Raw genomic sequence first — 21,247 nt, 5'->3', positions numbered from 1 at the left:
TTTGTCGAAGACATGTTTGAAATATTGTCGGGCGGGAACAATAGATGTATAGCCGACATCATTTGTTACACATATTAAAGGCTAGAACAAGACATATTGGAGGAGAAAGTGATTATGACACAAAACTTAAACAAACAATTAAATAAGCTAGTGGCTACATGGTCTGTACTTTATACAAAGCTGCACAATTATCATTGGTATGTGACAGGACACTCATTCTTTACACTGCATGCAAAATTTGAAGAGTTGTATAATGAAACAACCTTGAATTTAGATGAAATTGCGGAGCGTATTCTTTCAAAGGATGGCAAGCCAGTCGCAACATTAAAAGAACATCTAGAGCTTTCCTATGTAGAGGAGGCGGCAGGAAATGAGACGACAGAGGAAATGGTCGCTACGATAATTTCGGATTTCCAAAAGCTCATGAAAGCATTAAATGCCACAATGGAGCTAGCAGCAGAAGAAGGGGACGATCGTACAGAGGATTTACTTAACGCCATGTACCAATCTCTTGAAAAGCATACATGGATGTTAAAAGCCTTTCTTGACAAGTAAAAACGACAGTTACAGCATGTTGGAGATATTAAGTACTCTGGCATGCTTTTTTTCTGCAATTAATGCTTGATGTCAAAGCCATAACATGTATTAAGGGTTCATAACAATTATGACAGTTTGGTAAAAAGCGTTTGCTTGTGTACAGCAAGGGTAATTATCTAGTAAGCCATATAAATTAGGAGGAATTGAACATGATGAATGAACAAAACCCACAAATTGAGGTGGCCCATACGAGGGATGAAATGCTTCACATTTTAGAAAGTATGCGGTTAGAAGGTTATCAACAAGATGATATTCATATTATTGCGAAAGATTCCGAACAGTTTGAGGATGTAAAATGGGATGCTGATGTCCAAACACATGAGGCTGGTAATTGGGTGGACCAATTTAAGTCTTGGTTTACAGGTGACTCGGCTGTGACAGAGGGCTTAAAACGATTTAATCTATCAGAGGGACAAATCGCTTATTATGCACATCTTGTGGAGCAAGGTAGTATCGTCTTATATGCGGAACGTGAGGATGATGTAGATCCGCTACAAGCACATTCTGAGACAGTTGCCGAGCAAGAGGCACGTTTAAAACAGCAAGAGCGTATGATAGAGGCAGAGCAATATAGAAGGTTTTTATAATGATCAAACCAGTGAGATATGGCTCTGGCTTGCTGGTTAAAATATAGACAAAGTCGTTTTATTCGACTTTGTCTATTATTTTATTTAATATTGTTGTCCTTTAAATCCCATATCTATATTTAGCAATGTTATCCTTCGCATTTAAAATCGAAAGTATCGGGTCACTTGTAGGCTTTTCAAATGGCTGCTTAAACAGGTTATGAGGCATAGTATGTAAATGGCTAGCTTCTTTATTGTCATGGCTTTGTTTAGTTTCCATCAGGAGTACTCTTTGTCCATTTGGTTTAACAAGATATTGACGCACATAGCCATTTTCGTGTCTGACTTCAATTTTCGGTTTGTTCTTTTTGGCGTCTTCCTCTTCACTGCCATCCACATATTTGAGTAAATCCAATAGGTTTTCTGTTTTAATAGGTTGATTGACCTTAGCTGGTAAATAGTATGATGTATTTCGGGGTTGAATTTGCATAGATGACTCTCCTCCAATTAGTTTCTGTAAAAAATAGACTGTATAGTAAACTATTTTACATGTAGTGATGCTATAAATTCAATACATAGTAGAAAAGGAAGCTTGAGATATAACTCTCAGCTTCCTTTTTCATTCGTAAATGAAGTGACATGACACACTATTTTATTGTATGACTTTTTCCTGTGCTTCTTTTTTAATAAAACGTAACGCATGGAAGTGCTCTAATTGAGCCACTAAATTACCGATAAGGATAAAGCTACCGCCAATCACTAATTTCACTGTTAAACTTTCACCAATAAACATCATGGCAAACATGGCTGCAAAAATTGGTTCTAATGAAAAAATAAGTCCTGTATGTGTAGCAGAAGTATACTGTTGTGCAACAGTTTGGCCAACAAAGCAAAATGCACTACAAATGATACCGAGCCCTAAAATAGCCAGCCAGGATGACATTGAATTTGGCAATGTCGGTGTTTCAAATATAAATGTTAAGACAAGGGCATAGATACCAGCAAAGCCGAGCTGATAAATTCCGTATGAAATGGATTCAACATTTCGTGTAAATGAGCTATTCAGTAGTAAATAAATGGAATAGCATAGTGCTGCAATGGCTACTAATAAATCCCCTTTATGGAAGGTGAATGAGCCATGTGCTGTTAAGACTGTAATACCAATCATCGTGCAAATGACCGCAAAGCTAACGGCTCTCGATGGTAATTTTTTTTCAATGAAACTGCTGAAAATCGGCACTAATACTACGGTTAGGCTTAAAATAAAGCCTGCATTTGAGGCAGAAGTAGACTGTAAACCAAATAAACTTAACGCGAACACAATGAATAATAAAAATCCTTGAATAGCCGCATATTTTAATGTTTTACCATTTACTTTGATCATCCGTTTATAAAAAATAAGTCCTGCTACGAAAAATGCAATGATACAACGCAATGCCACCACATTATAAACTGCCAATGTTTCAAGCCCCATGACCATAAAGGTATAAGATAGTCCCCAAAACATTGTGACAATAACCATCAATACATTTGCTTTTCCTTGGATACTCATTATGTTCACCTACCATCTGTGTACTAAAACAGTTTTTATACTAAAATTTACTATATATCTTGTATTGTGATTAGTAAAACGAATGTTTATAATGAATAGGATTAAAAAAATTCATGTATATAGAGGGATGACGAATGAGCTTAGTTAAATATGAGATTTTAACAAAGGTGGCAGAGGTAGCAAGCTTTACAAAAGCAGCGGATGCACTAGGACTAACGCAGTCTGCTGTGAGCCATGCCGTGTCTAGTTTAGAAAAAGAATTTGGCTTTGCTCTCATTCATCGAAGTCGTGCAGGTGTAACACTGACGAGTGAGGGGCAGACCATGCTAAGGGCGATGCGTCAGGTTCTGGATGCCCAGGAATTATTGCAGCAGGAAGCGGCCCATATACTGGGTGTAACACGCGGAAAAGTTCGAATTGGCGTTATTTCAAGTATTTCCTCGAATTGGATGCCAGAAATTGTTCGTATTATGGATCATCAATTTCCAGGGATACAAGTAGAGTTACGAGAGGGAGATTATTACGAAATTGAACAATGGCTGCTAAGTGGGGAAGTCGAGGTAGGATTCTTGAATGGTCAAAAATCAGAGCAATATCAATTTATGGAATTACAACAAGACCCTTTATTATGTATTGTTTCGGATAAAAGCCCTTTATTTCATAAGACAGAAATTGATATTGTTGACCTAGAAGATATGCCTTTTATCATGACTTCCTATAAAGGGACAAATGATGTAAAGGTACTGTTGGAGCAATATCATGTAAAGCCCCATATTCGCTTTGAGCTTTCTGAGGAGGTAGGGATTCTTTCAATGATTTCCCATCATTTAGGCATTAGTATTTTGCCTCAATTGGTCATTCAACATTTACCATCAACGTTAAAAGCAATCCCGCTAAAGCAAGGAGGCTACCGTACCATTGGAATTGCGATGAAGCACCATGCTTCCCCTGTTACCAAGAAATTTGCGGAAATATTAAGTGCTTGGTTAAAAGAGCAAAATAGTACGCTATGATTGTGGCTATTGAAGCACATCCTTACATTACGTTAAAATAGTATTTGTATATATTGTAGAAAATAGGTGAGTGTATGGGGACATTACAAGGCAAAACCGTACTCATTACAAGTGGGGGAACACTTGAAAAATGGGATCGTGTACGAGGGCACACGAATTTATCAAAAGGGACAATGGGCTGTTATTTAGCAGAGGCCGCATTGGCTAAGGGTGCGAATGTAATATATATGCATGGCTACTTTGCACAGCTTCCAGCAAATCACGACAAAATGACATTGGTAAAATTTGAAGGTATTGAGGATTTAGGAGAAAAGGTACGTCATGCGGTTCAGCTACAACAAGTCGATATTGTTATTATGGCTGCTGCTGGCTCCGATTGGGTTATTGACAAGGTTTATGATCAATCCGGTAATTTAATGGAGGAAGCGGGGAAAATGCCTTCTGACGAACCACCTATTATCCATTTTAAAAAGGCACCAAAAGTATTAGGGCAAATCAAGGGCTGGCAACCGAATGTAACGCTAGTGGGCTTTAAGCTAGAAGCTACAAATGATGAGGATTTTTTACTCGCTCGTGCAAGACTGCGTATGGAAGCCGCGCATGCTCAATTTATGGTTGCAAATAGCTCGCAGTCTTTATATGGCGGGGATGAGCCTCATTGGATCGTGCCTGCTGAGGGACAACCAATTAAGGTGATGGGCAAGCAACAGACAGCACAAACTTTAATGGAATGTTTGCATAGGGAATAACGTGATGAACTGTGGAGAAGGTCATACTTCTACACAGTTTTTTTCTTTGCCATTGTGGTTAGATAGACTGACATAGCATACAATACGATAGGATTATGAGTGAATTGTAACAGAGAGGATGCTATTACAAAGTATTCAGCTAGGTTTTCTAATATTTTATATTGACATTCGGATAACAGAATTATAGAATTATTTTCAAGAAATGCAGTACTCTTATCAAGAGAGGTGGAGGGACTTGGCCCCATGAAGCCTCGGCAACCGAGAAGATAGGTGCCAAATCCAACAGATGGTGTCTGAGAGATAGGAGGGGCTATCAATCGGTTTGATGCGTTGGCCTCTTTTGTACAACTAGGAGAATAAAGAGGGGGTGTATCGTATGGCTCAATCGGCAAAGGTAGATGATAAAAAATTAGAGGCAATTGCTAAGGCAATTCAAAATCTTGAATTTGGTGAAGTGAATATTACGATTCAAGATGGTGTGATTGTGCAAATTAATAGGCTTGAAAAGCAGAGATTTCCACAGAAGAAATAATGCTCATTTCAGTTGAACGATGTGAAAAGGCCACTAATAAGCATGGTTTCCATTGCTTACAAGTGGCTCTTTTTTATGGAAATTAGCTATAAAAGCTTTTTGGAATTGGACCGATATGACGACGATGATAGAGAAGGGGTTCTTTTTGAGAATTTGTAATGTCTAGCACTTGCCCAATAAAAATAGTATGATCGCCTGCATCTATTTGCTGAAATGATTTACATTGTAAAATAGCTGCTGTATCATGTAAAATCGGTAGCCCAAAAGTAGAAGTAGACCATTTAGCTTGAGCAAAGCGATCCGGGACTTTACTTGCAAATAATGTACATAAATGTTCTTGATTACTCGCTAAAATATTGACAGCGAATTTTTCCGCACCCATAAAGTAAGAATGGAGCTGAGATTTTTTATCAAGTGACCATAAAATAAGTAGTGGGTCAATGGAAACAGATGCAAAAGAATTGACTGTTAAGCCAATTGGATTCGTTTCATGACATGCTGTCACAACCGTTACACCTGTAGGATAGTTACCTAATGCCAATTTAAAAGCAGCTACTTGATCTGTCATTCAAATCACCTCTTTATAGTTAGTCATAAATTAGTTAACGGAGTTAGTAGGTAAATTGCACTTTTTTTCATACCATATAGTAACTCCTTTTCTTAAGTAAATTTTAAATCAATTAAACATCCAGGTAAAGCTAATGGGGGAAAGAAAGGGGAATTGCCATGACTTTATATTTTGATCATCTGGTACATCAAGTAGAATCACCAGAAAATATAAAGGTTTTCTTCAATAAACGAAATGTCCGTACAGTGAACGGTGGTCAACACACGATGTGGGGGACTTATAATACGCTAAGCTATTTTGGCTTAAGCTATATTGAACAAATCGCTATTTATGATCGTGATTTATTTGAGCAAGCGGCTCTGTACCCTTATTCCCTACATTATACGTTTAAACGTGATCGTGAGCGCCAAGGATTTTCACGAATTGCCTTGCGCACCAAAAATATTGAAGACGAGGGTCAACGATTGCGTGCATTGGGCTTTGAAGTATATGGTCCCGATGCTTGTAGCCGAACAAGACCAGATGGCACGACACTAGAATGGAAGCTATTGCATTTTGGCATGCCCAACCTTTCATTGGATTTTCCATTCTTAATTGAATGGGCAGATGAAGATGAGGAACGTTTGGCACAATTAAAAGCTAGTGGTGCAATCGATGAAAACCAAGCCATCACAATGGAATCTATTCAGTTTTTTGTCAAGGATGTGGAGGAGACGGTTCAGCTTTGGCAAAAGGTATTACAGCTACCCGATTCCGAGCAGCATGAGCAATTTGTGTCACTACAGCTACCAAATATGCGCTTGGATTTTTATGAGGAGACGGCAGCATCTGCCATGACGTTAGGGCATTTAAAAGAAGGACCCATCGGTGTAACATTGAAAGATCCACACCGAACAAAGGAAACATTAGTTTGTCCAGGTGCTTTTTATTGGATTAATAGATAAATTAAAAATCCACTTCAATTGTTGAAGTGGATTTTTATGTGCAAACATGTCAAAAAGCGGATTGAGCACTATTCATCTACCTCATCCACTTTCAATTTTGGAGCTTATAATTTTACAACATTTGATGCCTGGGGTCCTCGATTGCCTTCCACAACATCAAATGACACCTTCTGACCTTCTTCAAGTGTACGGAAGCCTTCCTCCTGGATGCCCGTAAAATGTACAAATACATCTTCTCCATCATCACATTCAATAAAGCCATAACCCTTTTCATTATTGAACCACTTTACGATCCCCTGTTGCATAAGCATTCGCCTCCAATGCGCTTGAATGTAAAATAAAGTTAACTAAGTTGTGCTATCATTGAGAAAATGTGAAAAATTGCATTTTCTCTTAGAACATACATGAATTGAACAAAGATGTCAATTGATTGTCGAAATGCTTGTGTATCTGGCTTTCTTTTTTTTCACAATTAAGACTATAATGGAAATGAACAACATAGAAAGTAGGATGCCAAATGACAACGAAAAATCAACCATTATCAGATTTAGAAATCGCTAGTCAAGCAGTAATCAAACCGATTACGGAAATTGCCAATGCTGCGGGTATTCCAGAGGATGCTCTTGAGCAGTATGGACGCTACAAAGCAAAAATTGATCCTTTAAAAATTACAGCTCAGGGTGAGGACGCAAAGGTTGTGCTAGTTTCAGCTATTAGTCCAACACCAGCAGGTGAAGGGAAGTCGACGGTTACTGTAGGACTAGCAGATGCTCTTCATCAATTAAATAAGAAAGTAATGGTCGCTTTACGTGAACCGTCATTGGGTCCAGTTATGGGCGTAAAAGGCGGGGCAACTGGCGGCGGCTACGCACAGGTTGTACCAATGGAGGATATTAATTTACATTTCACTGGCGACCTTCATGCGATTACAACAGCCAACAATGCTTTATCCGCATTCATTGATAATCATATCCATCAAGGAAATGCATTAAACATTGATCCACGACGCATTATTTGGAAGCGTGTGATGGACTTAAATGATCGTGCCCTTCGTAAAGTGGTTGTGGGATTAGGTGGCCCTGTTCAGGGCATGCCGCGCGAGGACGGCTTTGATATTACAGTGGCCTCCGAAATTATGGCGGTGTTCTGTTTAGCGACAAGTATTGAGGATTTACGTGAACGCATAGCTAGCATTGTGGTTGGCTATACATTTGAGCGTGAGCCTGTCTTTGTACGTGATTTACAAGTAGAAGGTGCCTTAACATTATTATTGAAAGATGCCTTCAAGCCAAACTTAGTTCAAACATTAGAAGGAACACCAGCTATTATACATGGTGGTCCATTTGCTAATATTGCCCACGGCTGTAATTCCATTATGGCGACACAAACTGCTCGCAAGCTAGCGGACATTGTCGTAACAGAAGCGGGCTTTGGCTCCGATTTAGGTGCTGAAAAATTTATGAATATTAAAGCACGTAAAGCGGGCTTTAAACCAAGTGCAGTCGTTATCGTAGCAACGATTCGTGCCTTAAAAATGCATGGTGGTGTACCGAAAACGGCACTTGTTGACGAAAATGTGAATGCCCTGCTACAAGGAATTGAAAACTTAGCTAAGCATGTTGATACGGTACGTACATTTGGTGTTGAACCGATTATTGCGTTAAATCGTTTTATTACAGACTCAGAGGCGGAGCTAGAGGCTGTTCTGAACTGGTGTCAGGAAAATCAAGTTCGTATTTCCCGTACAAATGTCTGGGAAGAGGGCGGGAAAGGCGGATTAGCGCTAGCTGAACAAGTATTAGCTGTGCTTGAAGAAGAAAACAACTTCTCTCCTTTATATGATGTAACGGAGTCCATTGAAGAAAAAGTGCGTACGATTGTGCAAAAGGTATATGGCGGAAAAGATGTACAATTCACTGATCAAGCCAAAAAACAAATTGCTCAAATCGAAAAATTTGGCTGGGACTCTCTGCCAGTTTGTATGGCGAAAACACAGTATTCTTTATCCGACCAACCAAGTTTACTCGGTCGACCAGAAGGCTTTACGATCACAATTCGTGAAGTTATTCCAAAGCTTGGTGCAGGCTTTCTCGTTTGTCTGACAGGCGATATTATGACCATGCCAGGACTACCTAAAACTCCAGCTGCCCTTCGCATGAATGTCGATAATGAAGGCCATGCGGTAGGATTATTCTAATATCTTCTTTAAAGCTGCCCAACTTAAATGGGCAGCTTTTTTTAATGGATAAAGGGGAAAACTTGGTTCCTAGATGATCTCTGCATAATTTGGAAGAGAACTACTATTTATTTTCCGCACGACTCATCGTCTATCTATAATTCAGGCATGGCATAAATGTGAAATTTTAGTTGATTTCTTCATCCGCTGCATGATTGAAAATTCATAAAAGTTAATTTTTTAAAAAAATTTTAAGATTCTAGTGAAAACTAGGATCTTTTTTATGTTCCAAAAAATCATGAGAACTTTCCTTATATAAATGTGTTTGGTATTTTTTATCAATAGTTCTCTGATTTTGGAAAGATAGAGCGGATTTTTACAACGCAGATTAATTGTCAAATGAATTTTTATTTAAAAAATACATTGAATTTTCTTTTTCTTTTAAATATAATTTACTTAATTCTAATTCGGAACACTGTTCCGATAATAGGAACATGGAGGGATGCAGTCTTGAAAATCGCAACAGATATTGGCGGTACTTTTACCGACTTAGTTTTCACAGATGAAAAAGGAAATCTTCATTTTGATAAGGGACATACAACACCTGGTCACTTTGAGGATGGCATATTAAATGTATTAGGACGACATGTTACAGAAGAATCTCTGATTGAATCATTTATTCATGGTTCAACGGTTATTATCAATACATTAACGGAAAGAAAAGGGGGCGTAGTTGGGTTAATTACAACTAAAGGCTTCCGTGACGTCATAGAAATTGCACGTGGGAATCGACCGGACTTATATAACTTTAAATATAAAAAGCCACAACCATTTGTAGAACGTTACTTACGACAGGAAATGGATGAACGCATCGATTTTAAAGGAAATATTATGAAAGCGCTTAACACCGAAGAAGTCGATGAAATCGTTCGTAAATTTAAAAAATTGGGTGTTGAGGCGATTGCCATTTCATTCATTCACGGCTATAAAAACCCTATTCATGAACAACAGCTAAAAGAGGAAATTTTAAAAATTTGGCCTGAGGTGTATATCACACTTTCAAGTGAAACCATTAAAGAATATCGTGAGTATGAAAGAACGAATACAACGGTGTTGAATTCTTATGTAAAGCCGATTGCCCATGCCTATTTAAAAAGCTTAAAAGAAAAATTAAGTACGATCGGTATTACAGACCATTTAAAAATTATGCAATCAAATGGTGGGACGACAAGCTTTGATAAAGCAATGGAGCTACCGATCAATTTAGTGGAATCTGGTCCTGTTGCGGGGATGTTTGGGGCAGCCAAATTAGGGCAGCTACTCAATGAATCGAATATTATTGCGTTCGATGTTGGTGGGACGACGGCAAAATGCTCCCTTATTACAGATGGCAAAGTAAATGTGACAACAGATTACTATATCGAAAGAAATGAAAAATTTGCGGGTTATCCAATTAAAACGCCTGTAGTGGATATTGTTGAAATCGGTAATGGCGGTGGCTCCATCGCACGTGTAGATCCATTTGGCTCGTTAAAGGTTGGTCCAGATTCTGCTGGTGCAAACCCAGGGCCAGTGGCATATGGCTTAGGCAATACACAGCCGACGATTACCGATGCAAATGTGTATTTAGGAAGATTATCATTAGAAAACTTTGATAATCCAGTATCCATTGACAAAGTAGAGGAGGCTCTTGTGGAAGCCATTGCGAAACCGTTTAATGTAACGGCAGAAGAAGCGGCTCAAGGTATTTTAGATATTGCGAACTCTAATATGTTAAATGCACTGAAGTTGATTTCGATTCGTAAAGGCTATGATCCAGAAGACTTCACAATGGTAGCATTCGGTGGTGGTGGCCCACTACATGCGATTAACCTAGCAGAAGAATTAGGTATGAAAAAAGTGATTATTCCATATGGTTCTTCCGTCTTTTCAGCATTAGGTATGATGATGACAGAATACCGACAAGATTATATTCAAACAAGTTTAATGGGCTTTGATGCCAACCATCTTGCGGCAATTCAAGAAAATATTGATCAGGCGATTGCCAATGCCTATGCGGATGCCCCTTTATCAAAGGATCATTATTATTTTGAGATTAATTATGATTTACGATACAAAGGACAAGAGCATGCAGTGAAATTGAACGCATCGACTAGCACGATTACAGAAGAGGGGCTACGCGAATTAGCGGAGGCTTTCCATGTTAAACATAAACAAGAGTTTTCATTTGATTTACCAGCTACGCCCATTGAGTTAGTCAATTTACATCTTACAATCTACGGAAAAGATGAGGCAGTTCAGTTTAAGGAACTAGACTTCTCACAGGTCGACGCTTCCACATGTATCAAAGCACAGCGTAATTTATATGTGAAGGGAACAGGTTGGGTAGAGGTCAATGTCTACGATCAACAAAAGCTCGTACCAGGTTATGTCATTGCAGGTCCTGCTATTGTGGAAAATCCAACATCTACGGTCGTAATCAATGACAAGCAATCCATTGAAATTGATAAATATGGCAATTTGATTGTAGAGATGGAGGGGAAATAAAACATGAAAAAAGACGTTTTTGCAGTAGAAATTATTCAAGATTCATTGCTAGCCATAGGGGACGAAATGTTTGTGGCTCTAGCACGTTCATCCATGAGCCCAGTTATTTATGAAGTATTAGACTACGCTTGTGGTTTAACGGATGCCAAAGGTAATTTAATTAGCCAAGGGAATGGTGTCACAAGCTTTATTGGGATGCTAAGTCCAATGGTGCAACGTGTTATTGAAAAATTCGATAATGGAAAGTTGCATGAAGGCGATGTCATTATTATTAACGACCCATATGTTGGGGGTGGATCGCATTTATCGGATGTGGGCTTAGTATTACCGATTTTTTATAAAGGTGAAATTATTGCTTACTCTGCCAATAAAGCACACTGGACAGAGGTAGGGGGGATGGACCCAGGTTCGTTTACAAGTAATTCTAATGAAATCTATCAGGAAGGTTTACAGCTACCGGGTGTCAAACTTTATCATAAAGGGGAGTTGAACGAGGCGGTCTATGAAATTATAGCAACGAACGTTCGTTTACCAGAGCTTTCAATTGGCGATATGTTTGCACAAGTGGCAGCCTTAAAAACAGGTGAAAAACGCATTGCAGAGCTTTGTCAGAAGTTTGGTGCTGAATCGGTGAAATTGTCCATTCAAAGATTATTGGACAAGGGGGAGAAAATTGTAGAGCTTGAGCTTCAACATTTACCAAAAGGTGGATTTTATGCGGAAGACTTTATTGAAGGGGATCCATTAAAGGGCGGACCCTATCCAATTAAAGTGAAAGTAACGATTAGTGATGAAGAATTTATTTGTGATTTTAGAGGCTCGCATCCTGCGGTCAATGTGCCAGTGAACTGTTCACAATTTGGTTTAATGGCAAGTGTGCGCGTTATGTTCTTAGCTTTACTTGGCGATATTGATGTAATTAACGAGGGTGTCTTTAAACGCTTAACGATTATCACAGATGAAAATTCGATTGTTTCCGCTAAACGTCCACATCCTGTATCCATGAACTTTGAGGCGCGTATTGGGGCTGCGGATTTAATTTGGAAAGCTCTTGCACCGCATTTGCCAGAAAGATTATCGGCAGGGCATTTACAGTCCGTTTGTACATTTATCTTAACAGGTAAAAACCCTGAAAATGATGAGTCGTTCCTAATTGTTGAACCATCTGTTGGTGGTTGGGGAGCAGCAAATGATGAGGATGGTCAAAGTGGGCAATACTGCATGGGAGATGGTGAAACCTATAACCTTCCTGTGGAAATTGCAGAAACAAAATACGGTATTCAAATTGACGAATATAGTTTAAACTGCGATGGTGCTGGTGTCGGTCAATTTAGGGGTGGCTTAGGTGTACGTCGTGTCTATACAGTCAATCATGATGGTCAAAAGGTTTCTGTGAACCTAGGCAGACATCAATTTGCGCCATTCGGTTTAAATGGTGGTGGGGAAGGCTCTCACAACTATTTAATCGTTCATAAAAAGGATGGAACGAAGGTTGGACCAGTAGGTGTACTTGCCAATTATGAATTGCAAAAAGGAGACCGTATTGAGCTTGTTACAGCAACTGGCGGTGGTTACGGCAATCCATTAGAAAGAAGCACGGAAGCCATTGAACGTGATTTATTAAATGAATATATTTCTGAAGAAGTGGCGAGAAAGCAATACGCTTATCAAAACGCTTAAGGGAGAAATAAATGACTGTCAAGACATTAAAAAACTCATTGGATATACTAGAATGCTTTGCTACGACAGAAAACGCATTAGGTGTTCGTGAAATTTCACGCATGATGAAGTTGCCGACAAGTGTTGTGCAAAGAACCATTAATACATTTACAGAAGCGGGTTATTTAATACAGGATGAATACACTAAAAAATATAAATTAGGTTACAAAATGTACCTTTTTTATGATGTGCTATCGAATTCAAAAGACCCACACTCGACCATTTATGAATTAATGCAAAATCTTGCTAGTGAAATGAATGAATCAGTATTTCTTACTTATATGGACAATGAATATGGTGTCACAACAAAAATAGCCGAAAGCAATAAAAATGTAAAGTATGCGGTGTCTTTAGGAACGAAGACACCCCTTTACATCGGTGCCTCCTGTAAGGTGATGTTTGCCTATTTAGAGGAGAACAGACAGCTCGAATTAATAGCCTTCTTTCAAGAGGAACAATCGAAAGAAGAACATAAGTCCTACCTTGAATCATTAAAGGGAGAGCTGCAGCAAATCCGTCGCAACAACTGGTGTGGAACGGTTGGGGAGTATAATGAACATGCATTTGGCATTAGTGTACCATTATTTAACTATAAAAAAGAAATCATCGCATCTCTTACAATTTCTGGTTTGGTATATGATTTAAATGATCAAAGGGAGAAATATATGCTTGAACAGTTAGTGAAAGTAGCTCAGCAAATACAATCACACATTTCAAAACTATAACAACAATAGGGGAGCTGTCACTATGAATAATAAAGTATTACATCCTAGGGCTTTAGAGCCTGTAACGTTACTAATGATTGTCTTAACATCTGTCGTTGGGGCTATTATTGGGATTCAACTGATTACAACTTTAGGGATTTCTGCTAATACATCGATCGTTGGGGCAATATTTGCGATGATTCTCGGAAGAATACCAATAGGAAAGCTCATTGCATTCAAATCCGTGCACAGACAAAATATTATTCAAACGGCGATTTCATCTGCTACATTTAGTGCAGCAAGTAGCTTAATGCTGCCAATCGGTATTCCATACGTTTTAGGTTATGAAAATTTAGTTTTACCATTATTTATCGGTGTTATTTTAGCGATGTTTGTTGATGCTTTATTATTATATAAATTTTTTGATACAAAGATTTTCCCGGCAGCAGGTACTTGGCCACCAGGGATTGCAACTGCTGAAGCTATTAAAGCTGGCGATAAAGGCGGTAAAAATGCAAAGGTATTAGTTGGTGGTGTATTAATCGGTATCGTGGGAGCTGTTCTTAAAATTCCAATGTCAGCTTTTGGGGTGGCGTTCATCGGCAATATTTGGGCGCTGACGATGTTTGGAATTGGTCTTTTACTAAGAGGCTATTCTGTTCAATTATTTAATGTTGATTTAAATGCCTATTATATTCCACATGGTATTATGATTGGTGCCGGAATTGTGGCTCTTTTCCAAGTAGCATTTACATTAATGAATAAACGCTCTGCTAAAAAGTCAGAAGAATTAAGCTATTCAAAAGATGCTAAAGAAATTCGCCAAGGTTTTGGTGTAGGTTTTATTGCTTATTTAGTCATTGCATTATTAATCGCCCTTTTAGGCGGAATAATTACACATATGTCATTCGGTATGTTAATAGGCTTCATCATTTTCGCAACAATTGCAGCATTTGTCCATGAGCTAATCGTTGGTATTGCAGCGATGCATGCAGGTTGGTTCCCAGCATTTGCAGTGGCATTTATTACACTAATTGTTGGTATTTTAATAGGTTTCCCAGCACCAGCACTTGCTTTATTAGCAGGCTATAGTGCCGCTACGGGGGTAGCATTTGCCGATATGGGCTATGATTTGAAAACAGGTTTCATTTTACGTGGAAATGGTAGTGACCCAGCTTTAGAAAAAGAAGGACGCAAGCAGCAAATGATTGCGGGTATGTTAGCCTTCTCGATTTCAGCAGTAGTTGTTCTACTTTCCTATAAATCTTATTTTGCACAAGGTTTAGTAGCACCTGTGAATCATGTCTATGCAGCGACAATTCAATCAGGTGTTACAGGCGATGTAGCGAAACAATTAATGATTTGGGCGATTCCTGGTGCATTGATTCAATTAATAGGTGGTTCAAAACGACAAATGGGTATCCTGTTTGCTACTGGTTTATTACTGATTAACCCGATTGCTGGTTGGGCTGTATTAGTGGGTATCTTGCTTCGTGTTATTTTCACGTATATGACGAAAGGCAAGAGAGAATCTGAAATGACGGTCTTTGCAGCGGGTGTCATTGCTGGAGATGCGTTGTATAGCTTCTTCTCCTCTATTCTAAAAATAGGGAAATAGAAAGGAGTAAGGTTGAATGGTAAAAGTATTATCATATGAGGATGGGATTGCTGCAGTTTATGGAGGAGCAATCCTTGGTGGTGGCGGAGGTGGTCTCCTAGAGGAAGGGCTCAAGCTAGTGGAGGAAATCTTTGCTGCTGGGACACCTCAATTAATGGATATCTCTGAATTAAATCATGAGGACTTAGTGGCATGTGTAGCAATGGTCGGCGCACCATCATCAGCCGATCAATACATTTCTAGCGAGCAGCTTTGTTGGAGCTACCATAGTATGAATCACTATTGCGATCAACGTCTGAAGGGCATCATTACGAATGAAAATGGTGCCAATACGACGATTAATGGCTGGTTACAGTCGGTCCTATTAAATGTCCCAGTCGTTGACGCTCCTTGTAATGGACGAGCACATCCGACAGGTATTATGGGTTCTTTAAATCTACATGAACAATCAAATTATCAATCCGTACAATTTTACGCAGGAGGAAAAGCTCATTTTGCAGTTCAAGGTTTTGTGGAAGGAACTTTACACAATACGGCAAAAACAGCACGCCAAGCCTCTATTTTAGCAGGTGGGCTTGTAGGCGTAACAAGAAATCCAGTGACGATTGACTATCTACAGAAGCATGGTGCACCAAATGCCATCACAATGGCCATTGAGCTTGGCTATGGCTTTTTAAAGGGACAAACTTTTGAAGAAAAATTAGCTCATGTTTTACAGCAATTGAATGGGGTACACATCGTTTCAGGTGCAGTAAAGAAATATTCATTAACGAAGGAAAATGGCTTTGATGTTGGGAAATTAGCAGTTGGTGATTATCACCTAACTTTCTGGAATGAATATATGACGTTATCGAAGGAAGGACAGGTGCAATCGAAATTTCCAGATCTCATTATGACATTCGATATCGAAAAAATGATTCCTGTGCCAAGCGCAAGTATTCAAGAGGGGATGCATGTAGCAGTTATCCACGTAGACCAAGCTAATTTGAAATTAAGTTCAACGATGCAAAATGAAGCCCTTTTACAGGAAATTGATGCAATCATTCAAGACGTACTGTAAAGAAAAAAGACAAAACAGTAAAAGCTGCCATCATCTACTTGATTGTAAGATGGGCAGCTTTTATTTGTCCTTCAGCGGGAGGGTCATACTTTTTATCAAAATTGTTCCTACTTCCTTTATCGCTTCATACATTTATGGCTTACATGTTTTTCATTCTAATGAGCACAACTCATTGAACATGGTGTTCACAAGCTGTAAACAAGGATCGTGCACGATTTTCATTAATGGGAGGAGCTACGTTCATACATACTCAAATAATTGACTAGAAGAAGGTAACAACCATTAATAAAAAACAATTCACTTTTGCTACATCTAGTGAAATCCTTTTGGTCATGCATCAAACTAACTTGTTGTTCATATTTTTTTGCATGTACATATGGCTATGCGGGTTAAACAAAGAATTTCTAAGGGAAAGTGTTCACTTTTATTTGTTTAGATGATTGGTTTTCAATACGCACGTCATCTTTAAAACAGGTTATTCAATTGTAAGCCCGCTGAAGTTGATGTTCCATTTGTCAAACACATAGCTGTTGTACACGACTAAAAAAATATGAGATACAGAACAAATAGATTGTTCTGTACGTTTATCATATAATATTCAGAAAAATTTGTCAATTGAAATGGTGTTGTTTTTTTATTTTACTACATTACCTTTTACTCGAAAAAGTACAGTATAATCTTATAGGAAAGGAATGAGAGTACATGATGGATCATTTAATGAATAAAGTACGTGAAGTATATGCACAATTTGATGCTAGTCATGATTTTCAACATATTGAACGCGTTTATCAAAACGCATTAGCTATCTTACATACCGAGCCTACAGCAGATGTTGAGGTGGTCAAAATAGCGGTGCTTTTGCATGATGTTAGTGACAAAAAGTATACTGATAGCAAGGAACAGGAAGAACAGCTTATTGCAGAGTTACCTGTTAGCGAGGAAAAAAAGCGGCATATTCGAGACTGTATCGCACAAGTGTCGTTTAATGGTGGAAATGAGCTAGAAGCAACCTCATTGGAAGCAAAGATTGTTCGAGATGCTGATCGTTTAGATGCGATTGGGGCTATTGGCATCGCTAGAACATTTGCTTACGGTGGAGCAAAAGGTCGTAAGCTATATGATAAGGACGAAGACGCACGTACAAATATGTCTGAGTCAGAATATCGTCAAAAAAATACTGCATCTGTTACGCATTTTTATGAGAAATTATTACTACTAAAAGATTTAATGGTGACAGAAAAGGGCAAGCAAATGGCCTTAGAGCGTCATCAATTTATGGAAAGCTTTTTAAAGCAATTACAGCACGAAATCGGTCAATAGCACAAAGAACCGCCTTTGAATTTACCCCTGTCAAGTAGACTGTTTTAAAAAGACTAAGCAGCTATCTGATGTCGATATTCTATCGGTGTCAGATGGTTGAGTAGTTTTTGGAAGCGTTTATAGTTATACTGTTCAACAGCTCGAATCATTTCCTCTTCAGAATGATCTTGTAAAAGATACAAACATTCTCTTTTAAAGTGTGAGAAGAATGATTCAATGCAGGTGTTATCGTGGCAAATACCTTTGCGGGAATGGCTGCCAATCATGCCAAGCTGTTCAATTGTTTGATGATATTTAAGGGATGTGTATTGAAAGCCTTGATCTGAGTGGATGATGCTTCGATAACACATTTCTTTTTGTTGTTAACTCGCTTAATGTGTCCATCATCAGCTGTAAATCATTCCATTTGCCTATTTGCCAAGCCACAATTTCGTTGTTGTTTAAATCTTGAATGGCAGACAGATATAGAAAGCCTGTTTCTGTCGGTAAATACGTAATGTCTGTGACGAATACTTCATTCTTTGCACGGTCTTTAAATTGGCGTTCTAACACATTGTCAAATGTACGTGATACTTGATTTTTCCACACGCGACGTTTCTTACGGATGATGGATTGGATGCCTAATTCGCTCATTAATCGATACACTTTTTGTGATTCACCTTAAATCCTTTATCACGTAAAGCGATTTTTATGCGTGGATAACCATACATTTTATTTGTTTGATGAATGGTTAAAATGTGTTCTTTTCAAAGGATATCATCCTGTTTCCGCAACGATACCTTGCTATTTTTCAACCACTTATAATAGCCGGAACGTTGGATTTTCGCCATTTCTGCAAGCCACGTAATCGGATAACGGTCTTTCATTTCTTCAATTATTTGATAACGATCTGGATAAGTGGGCATTCCTCCATTTACAGATTTGGGTACTGCTTTTTTAAGTATTCTATCTGTGCCTTGTAGTAGTCACGTTCTTCTTCTATATCCTTGAAGTGAATCCGTTTGCCTTTGAACGGATTTTTTACGCCTTTTGCCCCTGACCCTGAAGATGGAAGACGGTTAAACGCTTCAATCGATTCTACTTCTTTAAATTTTCTCAACCATACCTTTACTTGTGAAACATTACGAATCTCGTATTTTTCCACAACCTTTTGCATACTTTCTTCTCCCGCCAAATAAGCCTGTGCTACTTCTAATTTCAACTCATTTGAATACGTATTATTTTTTCTCGACATAGAAAAACCCCCTTAAAGTAAACTGTTATCTACAGCGTACTGTAGTTTTTTTAACATTGTCTACCTAAAGGGGATAATATCACCTTAGAAATTATTGAAATTAGCCATTATGGTTTTCAACATAGTATCACTTTTATTTGCCATTCCTAAAATTTTTATCAGTTCATTATTCCTATTTTCTATTTAGTCATTTATAATCACTTTACTTACAGATATTGATAATAAAATTTATATTATCACATTTGAATCAGGAGGCAAAGCGCTACTGTTAGACCACACCCTATTGGTAGGAAATGGAGTTACCACAATTCTATAAATCCATCTTTTTTAAGTTCTTAGACTTCCTTTAGTATTAAATATATTATAAACAGTAATAAAGTTACTATGCCAATTTCATATACTATTCTCACAATATCAAGCTCATAAATTGGATAATAATCATCAACTTGGAGTTCCTTAGATTGTAATTGCCATAAAGGAACATACCTTTTATCATAAAATTCAAGTTGAGGCCCCCACTTTAATGATACTGGTACAAATAATATGCCAATGCAGGAAATTATTACGAAATATACAGAGAGTAAAAATTTTTTCAACAATACCAAATCCTTTCCAATAAATGCATTATTTACATATTTTACTTTAAAAGTATATATGTATGCATTATAATATGAGTGAATTACAAAAAGGAGGTAATAAAATGTTTGAAAAAGCTTTTGGTTCATTATTTTTAGCGTCAATTTTTTGTTTTTCAATAGTTCCAACATCTTTTGCGAGTACCTCTTCATCCGATTGTAAGGTAGATGGTATGAAGATTGAAAGCGAAGATACTATGACTTCAAAAATACCCATTAGCCTAGAGATGCAAACGCAATTACAGTCCTCTGAAGGTGTATCATCTGTAATTATTACAGATAAGTCAGTATTGGAAGAAATTGCAGTAGAACAAGGTTTAGAAGAAGTTCCTGTTAGAATTGAATATGAATATACACCTTCAGAAACAGACTTTAGTAAACCAGACCAAGAAGTTACTCCGTATGCGAAAGGCGAAATATGTTATGTAAAAGACTTAGGGTCTGGCTGGTATAACGAAAATTACCCATATAAAACCTTCTTTATAGATGGTCCAGATACCTTTAAAATATCAGAAAAGAAAAGTTTTAAATCAACTTTTGACGGAACTTTTGGTGCCTCTAAAGCTGGTCTCGAAGCTAAAATCGGATTTAAGTTGGAGCAGGATTTCACTGTTGAGTTCACAAGTAATACACCAATCAAAGCAGATGAAAGCATCTATTTCGAACTTTTCACAACTCACCACAAAGTTCAGTATGCTGTAGATACTGGTTCTACATGTAATTTCGGACATGCTTATAAACCAGATGGTACTTTCATTAAAAAAACCGTTTATAAAAAATAAGATTAATCACCACAAAACACAAAATCCCATGGGAAAGCAGACAGGTTTGCTTTTCCGTGGGATTCTTTTATCATTGTTTGACTAAACTTAACTTTTTTGAAACATAAATATGAGCACTAGCGTCGCATTAAAATAAATCAACGCTTTTTTAAAAAGTAAACTCGAATAAAAATTTTTTGGACTTACCCCTGTCAAGTAGACTGTTTTAAAAAGACTACGCAGTAATTTTACCCCTTAATGCATGACGATTATTGATGTTTTTTTCTAAAATGAACACAAAGTTAGCAATAGTTAAAACTAAATTTTTGACGACTGCTAACTCCATAAAAAATCCCCATTAAAAAATAGGATAGTTGTTGACATAACCCTGTTATTGTAATAAATTAGTTGAAATTTTTTTAATAAAATCGGCCGTACTTGCATATTGAGCAATTTCAGCACCCGTAAAATGTATCGAATTATCTGAACTCTCTTCTATAAAGCTGTATCGTTTTTCAAATAGCATAAATATCGTGTTGAACTCTTCTTCTAGGTGGCTATTTGCCTGTGTTAAGCTATGGTCCTTGAAATAGATTTGGACAAATATATTCGTGCATTTGCCCTTGTCATTTGTTGCTCTACATTTGAACCAATAATCATTGTATTTTGAATCAAACGTAAAACGGCGATTTTGCACTTTTTCTTTTTCTGCAACTCATTTTTTATTTTCATAAAAACTAGCAACTTCCCAATTTGATTTCTTGATTGAAACTAATAATTCTTCCTTTATGTCTATGCTCTCAGCAAGCATCATATCAAAGCCAATAGCAGTACTTTGGCTAACTTCTTTCCTATCTGTTACGTTTACATGGTCAATGTTTGCCCCACTCTGTTTGACTAACTTTAGTAATTCAAAAAAACGATCCAAGTCTTGTTCCTCAAAATACGCAAT

Annotated in this window: 25 protein-coding genes and 1 riboswitch; of the genes, 14 read left to right on the top strand and 11 right to left on the bottom strand. The window is 37.7% G+C overall.

From position 1 onward, the window contains the following. Positions 1 to 114 precede the first annotated feature (114 nt). Positions 115 to 555 carry a Dps family protein gene (locus CRI88_RS15825; protein WP_036122990.1) on the top strand — a complete coding sequence of 147 codons (441 nt, stop codon included), beginning with the start codon at positions 115 to 117 and terminating at the stop codon, positions 553 to 555. Between the two features lie 191 nt (positions 556 to 746). Then, positions 747 to 1,184, top strand: a complete 438-nt coding sequence (locus tag CRI88_RS15820; RefSeq protein ID WP_101966836.1) for a general stress protein — start codon at positions 747 to 749, stop codon at positions 1,182 to 1,184. A gap of 100 nt (positions 1,185 to 1,284) precedes the next feature. Here the strand turns inward: CRI88_RS15820 and CRI88_RS15815 are convergent, their stop codons facing one another. Together CRI88_RS15815 and CRI88_RS15810 are read right to left on the bottom strand one after the other, a co-directional pair. Next, positions 1,285 to 1,653, bottom strand: a complete 369-nt coding sequence (locus CRI88_RS15815; protein WP_089932535.1) for a hypothetical protein — start codon at positions 1,651 to 1,653, stop codon at positions 1,285 to 1,287. A gap of 162 nt (positions 1,654 to 1,815) precedes the next feature. Beyond that, entirely contained in the window at positions 1,816 to 2,715 is a 900-nt protein-coding gene (locus CRI88_RS15810; RefSeq protein ID WP_036122999.1) for a DMT family transporter, read from the bottom strand. Positions 2,716 to 2,849: 134 nt separating this feature from the next. Between CRI88_RS15810 and CRI88_RS15805 the strand changes: the two genes are divergently transcribed. The 3 genes from CRI88_RS15805 to CRI88_RS15795 all read left to right on the top strand — a co-directional run bounded on the left by CRI88_RS15805 (position 2,850) and on the right by CRI88_RS15795 (position 5,009). Next, positions 2,850 to 3,728 (top strand): LysR family transcriptional regulator, encoded by an 879-nt coding sequence (locus CRI88_RS15805; RefSeq protein WP_036123002.1) that lies wholly within the window; start codon positions 2,850 to 2,852, stop codon positions 3,726 to 3,728. Positions 3,729 to 3,802: 74 nt separating this feature from the next. Further along, positions 3,803 to 4,477, top strand: coding sequence for a phosphopantothenoylcysteine decarboxylase domain-containing protein (locus CRI88_RS15800; protein ID WP_036123004.1), 675 nt, complete (start codon positions 3,803 to 3,805; stop codon positions 4,475 to 4,477). A 210-nt stretch (positions 4,478 to 4,687) separates the two neighbouring features. Beyond that, positions 4,688 to 4,784, top strand: a riboswitch (SAM riboswitch). Positions 4,785 to 4,853: 69 nt separating this feature from the next. After that, entirely contained in the window at positions 4,854 to 5,009 is a 156-nt protein-coding gene (locus tag CRI88_RS15795) for a YezD family protein (protein ID WP_080717081.1), read from the top strand. 82 nt (positions 5,010 to 5,091) lie between these two features. On the opposite strand, the gene CRI88_RS15790 is transcribed toward CRI88_RS15795, so the two are convergent. Further along, positions 5,092 to 5,577, bottom strand: coding sequence for a flavin reductase family protein (locus CRI88_RS15790; RefSeq protein ID WP_036123007.1), 486 nt, complete (start codon positions 5,575 to 5,577; stop codon positions 5,092 to 5,094). Between the two features lie 158 nt (positions 5,578 to 5,735). On the opposite strand from CRI88_RS15790, the gene CRI88_RS15785 reads away from it, so the two are divergent. Next, positions 5,736 to 6,521 carry a VOC family protein gene (locus CRI88_RS15785; protein ID WP_101966835.1) on the top strand — a complete coding sequence of 262 codons (786 nt, stop codon included), beginning with the start codon at positions 5,736 to 5,738 and terminating at the stop codon, positions 6,519 to 6,521. 104 nt (positions 6,522 to 6,625) lie between these two features. Here CRI88_RS15785 and CRI88_RS15780 read toward each other — a convergent pair whose 3' ends face one another. Next, on the bottom strand, positions 6,626 to 6,826 hold the full coding sequence (locus tag CRI88_RS15780) for a cold-shock protein (protein WP_004269397.1): 201 nt from the start codon (positions 6,824 to 6,826) through the stop codon (positions 6,626 to 6,628). Between the two features lie 212 nt (positions 6,827 to 7,038). Here CRI88_RS15780 and CRI88_RS15775 point away from each other — a divergent pair, with 212 nt between their 5' ends. The 7 genes from CRI88_RS15775 (at position 7,039) to CRI88_RS15745 (ending at position 17,665) form a co-directional block, all read left to right on the top strand. Continuing rightward, the gene (locus CRI88_RS15775) at positions 7,039 to 8,718 is read left to right on the top strand and encodes a formate--tetrahydrofolate ligase (RefSeq protein WP_101966834.1); all 1,680 of its coding nucleotides are present in this window, start codon (positions 7,039 to 7,041) and stop codon (positions 8,716 to 8,718) included. A gap of 489 nt (positions 8,719 to 9,207) precedes the next feature. Continuing rightward, positions 9,208 to 11,244 (top strand): hydantoinase/oxoprolinase family protein, encoded by a 2,037-nt coding sequence (locus CRI88_RS15770; RefSeq protein ID WP_089932528.1) that lies wholly within the window; start codon positions 9,208 to 9,210, stop codon positions 11,242 to 11,244. Positions 11,245 to 11,247: 3 nt separating this feature from the next. Continuing rightward, positions 11,248 to 12,924 carry a hydantoinase B/oxoprolinase family protein gene (locus tag CRI88_RS15765; RefSeq protein ID WP_101966833.1) on the top strand — a complete coding sequence of 559 codons (1,677 nt, stop codon included), beginning with the start codon at positions 11,248 to 11,250 and terminating at the stop codon, positions 12,922 to 12,924. 11 nt (positions 12,925 to 12,935) lie between these two features. Beyond that, the gene (locus CRI88_RS15760) at positions 12,936 to 13,688 is read left to right on the top strand and encodes an IclR family transcriptional regulator (protein WP_036123024.1); all 753 of its coding nucleotides are present in this window, start codon (positions 12,936 to 12,938) and stop codon (positions 13,686 to 13,688) included. Positions 13,689 to 13,710: 22 nt separating this feature from the next. Further along, complete coding sequence (locus tag CRI88_RS15755; RefSeq protein ID WP_036123027.1) at positions 13,711 to 15,285, top strand: OPT/YSL family transporter; 1,575 nt, start codon at positions 13,711 to 13,713, stop codon at positions 15,283 to 15,285. 16 nt (positions 15,286 to 15,301) lie between these two features. After that, positions 15,302 to 16,345, top strand: a complete 1,044-nt coding sequence (locus CRI88_RS15750) for an S-methyl thiohydantoin desulfurase domain-containing protein (RefSeq protein ID WP_101966832.1) — start codon at positions 15,302 to 15,304, stop codon at positions 16,343 to 16,345. Between the two features lie 705 nt (positions 16,346 to 17,050). Further along, complete coding sequence (locus tag CRI88_RS15745) at positions 17,051 to 17,665, top strand: HD domain-containing protein (protein WP_036121558.1); 615 nt, start codon at positions 17,051 to 17,053, stop codon at positions 17,663 to 17,665. Positions 17,666 to 17,718: 53 nt separating this feature from the next. Here CRI88_RS15745 and CRI88_RS22360 read toward each other — a convergent pair whose 3' ends face one another. From CRI88_RS22360 to CRI88_RS15735, 5 genes are read right to left on the bottom strand one after another with little or no spacing between them, the layout of a single operon-like run. Next, positions 17,719 to 17,931 carry an IS3 family transposase gene (locus CRI88_RS22360; RefSeq protein ID WP_257982920.1) on the bottom strand — a complete coding sequence of 71 codons (213 nt, stop codon included), beginning with the start codon at positions 17,929 to 17,931 and terminating at the stop codon, positions 17,719 to 17,721. 28 nt (positions 17,932 to 17,959) lie between these two features. Beyond that, on the bottom strand, positions 17,960 to 18,310 hold the full coding sequence (locus CRI88_RS22355) for a hypothetical protein (RefSeq protein ID WP_145991328.1): 351 nt from the start codon (positions 18,308 to 18,310) through the stop codon (positions 17,960 to 17,962). Beyond that, positions 18,298 to 18,375: a hypothetical protein gene (locus tag CRI88_RS23235; RefSeq protein ID WP_145991332.1), complete on the bottom strand. Its 78-nt coding sequence runs from the start codon at positions 18,373 to 18,375 to the stop codon at positions 18,298 to 18,300. Before CRI88_RS23235 ends, CRI88_RS22355 begins: the two co-directional genes overlap by 13 nt. Before the next feature lie 36 nt (positions 18,376 to 18,411). Further along, positions 18,412 to 18,570 carry a hypothetical protein gene (locus CRI88_RS22540; RefSeq protein ID WP_155273184.1) on the bottom strand — a complete coding sequence of 53 codons (159 nt, stop codon included), beginning with the start codon at positions 18,568 to 18,570 and terminating at the stop codon, positions 18,412 to 18,414. A gap of 8 nt (positions 18,571 to 18,578) precedes the next feature. Further along, positions 18,579 to 18,899, bottom strand: coding sequence for a helix-turn-helix domain-containing protein (locus tag CRI88_RS15735; protein WP_145991326.1), 321 nt, complete (start codon positions 18,897 to 18,899; stop codon positions 18,579 to 18,581). A gap of 700 nt (positions 18,900 to 19,599) precedes the next feature. On the opposite strand from CRI88_RS15735, the gene CRI88_RS15725 reads away from it, so the two are divergent. Continuing rightward, positions 19,600 to 20,316 (top strand): hypothetical protein, encoded by a 717-nt coding sequence (locus tag CRI88_RS15725; protein WP_036121539.1) that lies wholly within the window; start codon positions 19,600 to 19,602, stop codon positions 20,314 to 20,316. A 370-nt stretch (positions 20,317 to 20,686) separates the two neighbouring features. Here CRI88_RS15725 and CRI88_RS22345 read toward each other — a convergent pair whose 3' ends face one another. Together CRI88_RS22345 and CRI88_RS15720 are read right to left on the bottom strand one after the other, a co-directional pair. Beyond that, a complete protein-coding gene (locus CRI88_RS22345) occupies positions 20,687 to 20,992 on the bottom strand; it encodes a hypothetical protein (RefSeq protein WP_145991324.1) in 306 nt (101 codons plus the stop codon). A gap of 18 nt (positions 20,993 to 21,010) precedes the next feature. Beyond that, on the bottom strand, positions 21,011 to 21,223 hold the full coding sequence (locus tag CRI88_RS15720) for a hypothetical protein (protein WP_036121542.1): 213 nt from the start codon (positions 21,221 to 21,223) through the stop codon (positions 21,011 to 21,013). Positions 21,224 to 21,247: the final 24 nt, after the last annotated feature.

It is taken from the genome of Lysinibacillus fusiformis, from assembly GCF_002845985.1.
GTDB classification, from domain to species: Bacteria; Bacillota; Bacilli; order Bacillales_A; family Planococcaceae; genus Lysinibacillus; species Lysinibacillus fusiformis_D.
This window is presented reverse-complemented; position numbering and strand designations above follow the sequence as displayed.

What these genes read in the sequence shown, in the direction of transcription:
- CRI88_RS15745 (WP_036121558.1), top strand. Translation starts at nt 17,051, where the DNA reads ATGGATCATTTAATGAATAAAGTACGTGAAGTATATGCACAATTTGAT.
- CRI88_RS15765 (WP_101966833.1), top strand. Translation starts at nt 11,248, where the DNA reads ATGAAAAAAGACGTTTTTGCAGTAGAAATTATTCAAGATTCATTGCTA.
- CRI88_RS15750 (WP_101966832.1), top strand. Translation starts at nt 15,302, where the DNA reads ATGGTAAAAGTATTATCATATGAGGATGGGATTGCTGCAGTTTATGGA.
- CRI88_RS15725 (WP_036121539.1), top strand. Translation starts at nt 19,600, where the DNA reads ATGTTTGAAAAAGCTTTTGGTTCATTATTTTTAGCGTCAATTTTTTGT.
- CRI88_RS15825 (WP_036122990.1), top strand. Translation starts at nt 115, where the DNA reads ATGACACAAAACTTAAACAAACAATTAAATAAGCTAGTGGCTACATGG.
- CRI88_RS15805 (WP_036123002.1), top strand. Translation starts at nt 2,850, where the DNA reads ATGAGCTTAGTTAAATATGAGATTTTAACAAAGGTGGCAGAGGTAGCA.
- CRI88_RS15775 (WP_101966834.1), top strand. Translation starts at nt 7,039, where the DNA reads ATGACAACGAAAAATCAACCATTATCAGATTTAGAAATCGCTAGTCAA.
- CRI88_RS15810 (WP_036122999.1), bottom strand. Translation starts at nt 2,715, where the DNA reads ATGAGTATCCAAGGAAAAGCAAATGTATTGATGGTTATTGTCACAATG.
- CRI88_RS15735 (WP_145991326.1), bottom strand. Translation starts at nt 18,899, where the DNA reads ATGTCGAGAAAAAATAATACGTATTCAAATGAGTTGAAATTAGAAGTA.
- CRI88_RS22540 (WP_155273184.1), bottom strand. Translation starts at nt 18,570, where the DNA reads ATGCCCACTTATCCAGATCGTTATCAAATAATTGAAGAAATGAAAGAC.
- CRI88_RS22360 (WP_257982920.1), bottom strand. Translation starts at nt 17,931, where the DNA reads ATGATTGGCAGCCATTCCCGCAAAGGTATTTGCCACGATAACACCTGC.
- CRI88_RS15785 (WP_101966835.1), top strand. Translation starts at nt 5,736, where the DNA reads ATGACTTTATATTTTGATCATCTGGTACATCAAGTAGAATCACCAGAA.
- CRI88_RS15795 (WP_080717081.1), top strand. Translation starts at nt 4,854, where the DNA reads ATGGCTCAATCGGCAAAGGTAGATGATAAAAAATTAGAGGCAATTGCT.
- CRI88_RS15780 (WP_004269397.1), bottom strand. Translation starts at nt 6,826, where the DNA reads ATGCAACAGGGGATCGTAAAGTGGTTCAATAATGAAAAGGGTTATGGC.
- CRI88_RS15755 (WP_036123027.1), top strand. Translation starts at nt 13,711, where the DNA reads ATGAATAATAAAGTATTACATCCTAGGGCTTTAGAGCCTGTAACGTTA.
- CRI88_RS15800 (WP_036123004.1), top strand. Translation starts at nt 3,803, where the DNA reads ATGGGGACATTACAAGGCAAAACCGTACTCATTACAAGTGGGGGAACA.
- CRI88_RS15790 (WP_036123007.1), bottom strand. Translation starts at nt 5,577, where the DNA reads ATGACAGATCAAGTAGCTGCTTTTAAATTGGCATTAGGTAACTATCCT.
- CRI88_RS15820 (WP_101966836.1), top strand. Translation starts at nt 747, where the DNA reads ATGATGAATGAACAAAACCCACAAATTGAGGTGGCCCATACGAGGGAT.
- CRI88_RS15815 (WP_089932535.1), bottom strand. Translation starts at nt 1,653, where the DNA reads ATGCAAATTCAACCCCGAAATACATCATACTATTTACCAGCTAAGGTC.
- CRI88_RS15760 (WP_036123024.1), top strand. Translation starts at nt 12,936, where the DNA reads ATGACTGTCAAGACATTAAAAAACTCATTGGATATACTAGAATGCTTT.
- CRI88_RS23235 (WP_145991332.1), bottom strand. Translation starts at nt 18,375, where the DNA reads ATGTATGGTTATCCACGCATAAAAATCGCTTTACGTGATAAAGGATTT.